The following is a 6,000-nucleotide window of genomic DNA, read 5'->3' as shown; positions in this document are numbered from 1 at the left end:
GTCACGGGTTGGAATCTGCTGGCTCATGGTTATTTCCGACGATTCGACAATGTCCGTTATTTTACGACCTTTTGAAACAAAACAGCCCGCGACAAATGGTCGCAGGCTGTGTTTGTTAACGCATTTTAATGATTGCTCGTATCAGATTTACTTGTTCGACAACGAGTAAACATAAGCAGCCATCAAATGAACACGTTCTGGACCTAAGGTCTTGGCAAAGCTTGGCATGTGGTTCTGGCGACCGTAGAAGACAGTTTCCAATACTTTCTTCTGTGTACCACCATAGAGCCACGTGGTATCGGTCAGGTTAGGTGCGCCCAGTGCTTGGTTGCCCTTACCGTTAGCGCCATGACAGCCAGCGCAAACGCCAAAGCGCGCTTGACCTGCTTCAGCGAGGTCGGCATTGACCTTACGGCCTGAGAGCGAAAGAGCATAAGCCACCACTTCACGAACGCCTTGTTCACCCATAGTGTCTAGCCACGCCGGCATAACACCGTTACGACCCAGTGTTAGTGTTTCCACCAGTTTTTCAGGTTCGCCACCGTAGAGCCAGTCGTGGTCGGTCAAGTTCGGGAAGCCATTGCCGCCGCGAGCGTTAGATCCGTGGCAAACTGCGCAGTTGTTAGCAAAAATACGACCTGCCACTTTCATGGCGCGCTCGTTTTTCGCCAGTTCCGGAATCGGAATGGCGGCGAAGGAGGCGTACAGCGGACCAAACTGCTTGTCATACGCGGCTTCATCCGCCTTCAACTCGCCGTGTGAGGTCCAGCCCAGCAGTCCTTGGAACTTACCTAGGCCTGGGTACAGGGCCAGATAACCCAACGCAAAGGCGATGGAGCCCCAGAAGCAAATCAACCACCAGCGCGGCAGGGGGTTGTTGTACTCCTTGATGCCATCGTATTCATGGCCTGTGGTGCCGTCTTCGGCCATTTCCGACAGGTCCATCTTGCGAGTCCACATCAACAGCCAAGACACGACCACGATATTGGCCAGTGCCAGAACGATGATGTAACCGCTCCAGAAATCAGTCATTTCGTTTCTCCACTCTTCGTCTTTTCAGCGCGTGCTTGATAGATCGGGTCAGAGTCCAGCGCGAGTTGTCCGTCTTCTTCAAAGCGCTTGCGATTGGAAGGCTTGTAGGCCCACCAGCAAATCCCTAAGAAAGCCACCATAGCGAAGAGGGTGGCGATGCCGTGCAAAGTCCCGCTGTCCATGATTACCGTACCCCTCTGTCTTTAAAGGCATGACCGAGTTGCTGCAGGTAGACCACGAGCGCGTCCAGTTCGGACTTACCCTTGACCGCTTCTGCTGCGCCGGCAATGTCCGCGTCTGTGTAAGGCACGCCGAAATTACGGAAAGTTTCCAACTTTTTGGCGGTCAAACGACCATCCAACGCGGTAGTTTCCAGCCAAGGGTACGCTGGCATGATGGACTCAGGCACCACATCACGCGGATTGATCAAGTGGGCACGATGCCATTGATCGGAGTAACGACCTCCCACGCGAGCCAAGTCTGGACCGGTACGCTTGGAGCCCCACAGGAAGGGGTGATCCCAAACCGACTCACCGCCCACGGAGTAGTGGCCATAGCGAGCTGTTTCAGCACGCAGCGGACGCACCATCTGGGTGTGGCAGACGTGACAGCCTTCACGGATGTAGACATCTCGGCCTTCCATGGCCAGCGGGCTGAGCTTGACCAAGGTTTTGACCGGCTCAGTGGTTTCTTTCTGGAAGAATTGCGGGACAATTTCGACCAGCGTTGCAAAGCTGATGGCAATGACCGTAAAGAATGCCAGCAGGCCAACATTCTTTTCGACTAATTCATGCTTAGAAGCCATAGTGCAATCTCCTTAGGCGGCCGGCAGGTCTTTTGGCGTATCGCCACGGACCGTTCTGAACACGTTGTAGGCCATGATGAACATGCCGGTGAGGAAGAGCGCGCCGCCAATCATACGGCCCACATACATCGGATGGCTGGCTACAACGCTTTCAATGAAGCTGTAGGTCAGCGTGCCGTCGGCGTTAATAGCGCGCCACATCAGACCTTGGGTGATCCCCGAGATCCACATGGAGACGATGTAGAACACAGTACCAATCGTCGCCAGCCAGAAGTGCAGGTTGATCAGCGAGGTGGAGTACATGGCCTGACGATCCCAGAGACGCGGAATCAGCACATACAAGGAACCAATCGAGATCATGGCAACCCAGCCGAGAGCGCCAGAATGCACGTGGCCAATGGTCCAGTCGGTGTTGTGTGACAGCGAGTTAACAGTCTTGATCGACATCATCGGGCCTTCAAACGTGGCCATGGCGTAGAACGACAAGGCAACGATGAGGAAGCGGATGATCGGATCCGAACGCAGTTTGTCCCAAGCGCCTGATAGTGTCAGAACGCCGTTGAGCATGCCGCCCCAGCTCGGTGCAATCAGAATCAGCGAGAACGCCATACCCAAGGACTGTGTCCAGTCTGGCAGTGCCGAGTAGTGCAGATGATGCGCACCGGCCCACATGTAGACCGAGATCAGCGCCCAGAAGTGCACGATCGAGAGACGATACGAGTAAACCGGACGGCCCGCTTGGATGGGCACGAAGTAGTACATCATGCCGAGGAAGCCGGCAGTGAGCAGGAAGCCCACGGCGTTGTGTCCGTACCACCACTGAATCATCGCGTCCGTTGCACCCGAGTACATGGAGTAGGACTTGAAGGTGTCAATGGGCATCGCCATCGAGTTCACGATGTGCAAGAGCGCAATGGTGATGATGAAGCCACCATAGAACCAGTTCGCCACATAGATGTGAGAGGTCTGACGCTTAACCAAGGTGCCAAAAAACACCACTGCATAAGCGACCCAGACCACGGCAATGAGTAGGTCGATGGGCCATTCCAGCTCGGCATATTCCTTAGCGGAAGTCAGTCCCATGGGCAGGGTGATGATCGCGGCAACAATGACCGCTTGCCAGCCCCAGAATACAAATGAAGCCAGCTTGGGCATGAACAGCGGCGTTAATGTGGTGCGTTGCACGACATAAAACGAAGTTGTCATCAGCGCAGAGCCACCAAAGGCGAAGATCACCAAGTTGGTGTGCAGAGGGCGCAAGCGGCCAAAGGAAAACCAGGCGGTGTCAAAATTGAGAGCGGGCCAGGCAAGCTGAGAGGCGATTAATACGCCAACAGCCATACCCAGAATTCCCCAAATGACGGTCATGATGGCAAATTGCCTGACCACCTGCATGTGATACGCCGGCGAGGCGCCTGACGGAGCATGGGACATGATTGCTTCCTGTATAAGTAGCAGATTTAAGCGTTGGCAACCTGCATTTCGCAGTTTCTTGCGAGTTACAGAGGCTTGCCATAAGGCAGAGGGTGAACACGCTCTGGCCGCCTGACTCAACACCGAATCGTGGTGCTGGGCGGGCGCATTTTAGTCGCTGGCGCAAGAATTCGCACTGAAAATGTAAGGCTATTAAGGCAGTTTTTTCATAATTTGATCCAAGTACAGTTCATATTCCTTTTTTAGCCGGATTTTCGGCTTCAGGGAAAAATTGGCTTAGTTTGTGCATGCTCTAAAACAGGGCGGCACGAGTCGTCTGCCCAAATACAGTTCGTCATTTCTTGTCGATTTGGAGCGGATACCTTTAAGCCAGTAAGATGCCGGCTCAAGGTGCCGCTTAAATCACACGTACTGAATTTCGATCTGTTTAATAATCAAGGGGTTAGTTATGAAGATGATCACTGCAGTCATTAAGCCATTCAAGCTCGATGATGTTCGCGAAGCACTCTCCGATATCGGTGTAACCGGTTTGACCGTGACCGAGGTGAAGGGATTTGGTCGCCAGAAGGGTCATACAGAGCTCTATCGTGGTGCAGAGTATGTGGTCGATTTTGTGCCAAAAGTGCGTTTGGACCTCGCCGTTAGTGATGACCAATTGGACTCCGTCATTGAGGTGATTAGCAAGGCCGCAGCCACCGGCAAGATCGGCGATGGCAAAATTTTTGTGACTGATCTGCTGCAAGTCGTTCGTATTCGCACCGGCGAAACCAACGACGACGCGCTCTAACGTTAAATCTATACTTTTTAGGAGAGCACCATGCTTCCTCGCGTGGCGGGTTTTATTAGCCTTTTATTACTACTACCAAACCTGGCGTTTGCATCCGACGTAGTCGCATTGAATTCCGGCAACACTGCGTGGATTCTTTCAGCGACTGCGTTGGTGTTGTTTATGACCTTGCCAGGTCTAGCGTTGTTTTACGGCGGCTTAGTCCGCAGTAAAAACGTCCTGTCCATTCTGATGGCGTGCTTTGCCATTGCCGGTGGCGTTAGTGTGCTGTGGCTCTTAGGCCTGTATTCGCTGACCTTTAGCGACGGCGGCGTTGCTCAAGACTGGATAGGTGGTATCAGCAAGGCTGCCTTTGCTGGAATAAATCGCGACTCGATGCAGGGTGATATCCCGGAAGTACTGTTTGCGGCTTTCCAAATGACATTCGCCATCATCACTCCAGCGCTCATTATTGGTGCGTTCGCCGAGCGTGTTAAGTTCTCCGCCACGCTGATCTTCTCCTTGCTGTGGACGGCTGCTGTCTACGTGCCAGTAGCGCATTGGGTTTGGGGTGGTGGTTTCTTGGCTCAGCGCGGCGTCATCGATTTTGCTGGTGGGATCACCGTGCATATCACGGCAGGTATCGCTGCATTGGTTGCTGCTATTGTGATTGGTCCGCGTCGTGGCTTCCCCAAAACGCCGATGCCTCCGCACAACCTCACAATGACAGTCATCGGTGCGGGCATGCTCTGGGTCGGTTGGTTTGGCTTTAATGCCGGTTCGGCACTGGCTGCAAATGGCAGTGCCGGTATGGCGCTGCTGGTCACACACATTTCGGCGTCCGCCGGCGCTTTGGTCTGGATGCTGTGTGAGTGGAAGCGTTTCGGTAAGCCCTCTGTGCTCGGTATTGTCACTGGCATGGTGGCGGGTTTAGGCACGATTACCCCAGCCGCTGGCAGCGTAGGCCCCATGGGTGCGTTGATCATTGGTGTGCTCGCGGGCTTGGTCTGCTTCAATATGACGCAAATCGTTAAGCGCAAATGGGAAATTGATGATTCGCTGGATGTTTTCCCGGTGCACGGCGTGGGCGGCATTTTGGGTAGCTTGATTGTGGCGGTTCTGGCCAGCCCGGATCTGGGTATCTTCTCGGGCTTTGGCTTCGGTGGCAGTAACGCCAGCATTGCCGATCAGTTCTCAGCTCAAGCCTTGGGCGTTGGCGTTGCGGTTGTGTATACCGCGGCCGTGACTTGGGTATTGTTGAAGGTCACGGGTGTGCTGACTGGCGGCCTGCGTGTTTCGGCTGAACAAGAAACGGAAGGTCTGGATCTCGTCTTACATGATGAGAAGGGCTACGACATTCGCTAATGTGCTTAGTTGTGCCGCGATCACCAAACTGGTGCGCGGCGCGACTTTGTTGCACCATTTTGTTGCAGCGTTTGGGCGCCAACAAAGTTCGTGACTGACTGGTTGCCAGTGTCACGGTCATCGTGTAGGTTCAACCTCCGGCGATTCACTAGACCGGTGTTTACACAATTACTTTTTTGGAGAAGAACAAGATGGCAGCTTTCCTGTCGCAACAATGGTTTGCAAAAGTCGCTGAACTGACCGCCGCTGCGGGCGACCTCAATGTACCTGCTGGCCTCGCTAATCTGCTGCTGAACGTCACCGTCAACGATGCTCCGGAAGGCAAAGTCGATCTCGCCCTGAATGGCGGTAAGTTTGAGCTGGGTCACAACGCCGCAGCGGGCACTAAGCTGATTTTGTCGGCTGAGCTGCTGCGTCGCATCTTCCTCGAAGGCGATGCCAGCGCGGGTATGCAAGGCTTCATGACCGGTCAACTGAAAGTTGAAGGCGACATGAGCAAGATCATGGCTATGCAGTCCGCTCGTCCAAGCGAGCCAATGAAGGCTCTGTTTAAGCAGATTTTGGAAATGACTGCTTAATTTAGTGCTGGATTAAAAAA

The 6,000-nt window shown here is 53.8% G+C and carries 7 protein-coding genes; 3 read left to right on the top strand and 4 right to left on the bottom strand.

Annotation, left to right across the window (positions count from 1 at the left end):
- Window positions 1-147: 147 nt before the first annotated feature.
- Genes ccoP through ccoN form a run of 4 tightly spaced genes read right to left on the bottom strand, consistent with a single transcriptional unit; the run spans window position 148 to window position 3,271 of the window.
- Entirely contained in the window at window positions 148-1,032 is an 885-nt protein-coding gene (gene ccoP / locus AC14IB_RS02370; protein WP_484230389.1) for a cytochrome-c oxidase, cbb3-type subunit III, read from the bottom strand.
- Window positions 1,029-1,214 carry a CcoQ/FixQ family Cbb3-type cytochrome c oxidase assembly chaperone gene (locus AC14IB_RS02365; RefSeq protein WP_068858394.1) on the bottom strand — a complete coding sequence of 62 codons (186 nt, stop codon included), beginning with the start codon at window positions 1,212-1,214 and terminating at the stop codon, window positions 1,029-1,031. The genes ccoP and AC14IB_RS02365 overlap by 4 nt, the downstream gene beginning before the upstream one ends.
- Before the next feature lie 2 nt (window positions 1,215-1,216).
- On the bottom strand, window positions 1,217-1,837 hold the full coding sequence (gene ccoO, locus AC14IB_RS02360) for a cytochrome-c oxidase, cbb3-type subunit II (RefSeq protein WP_484230388.1): 621 nt from the start codon (window positions 1,835-1,837) through the stop codon (window positions 1,217-1,219).
- Between the two features lie 12 nt (window positions 1,838-1,849).
- The gene (ccoN, locus tag AC14IB_RS02355; RefSeq protein WP_484230387.1) at window positions 1,850-3,271 is read right to left on the bottom strand and encodes a cytochrome-c oxidase, cbb3-type subunit I; all 1,422 of its coding nucleotides are present in this window, start codon (window positions 3,269-3,271) and stop codon (window positions 1,850-1,852) included.
- Window positions 3,272-3,719: 448 nt separating this feature from the next.
- On the opposite strand from ccoN, the gene glnK reads away from it, so the two are divergent.
- The 3 genes from glnK to AC14IB_RS02340 all read left to right on the top strand — a co-directional run bounded on the left by glnK (window position 3,720) and on the right by AC14IB_RS02340 (window position 5,980).
- The gene (glnK, locus tag AC14IB_RS02350) at window positions 3,720-4,058 is read left to right on the top strand and encodes a P-II family nitrogen regulator (protein ID WP_484230386.1); all 339 of its coding nucleotides are present in this window, start codon (window positions 3,720-3,722) and stop codon (window positions 4,056-4,058) included.
- Between the two features lie 30 nt (window positions 4,059-4,088).
- Window positions 4,089-5,402, top strand: a complete 1,314-nt coding sequence (locus tag AC14IB_RS02345) for an ammonium transporter (RefSeq protein ID WP_484230385.1) — start codon at window positions 4,089-4,091, stop codon at window positions 5,400-5,402.
- Between the two features lie 191 nt (window positions 5,403-5,593).
- A complete protein-coding gene (locus tag AC14IB_RS02340; RefSeq protein ID WP_068858398.1) occupies window positions 5,594-5,980 on the top strand; it encodes an SCP2 sterol-binding domain-containing protein in 387 nt (128 codons plus the stop codon).
- The last annotated feature ends 20 nt before the right edge of the window (window positions 5,981-6,000 follow it).

The sequence above is a fragment of the Perlucidibaca sp. genome (assembly GCF_057084925.1).
This window is presented reverse-complemented; position numbering and strand designations above follow the sequence as displayed.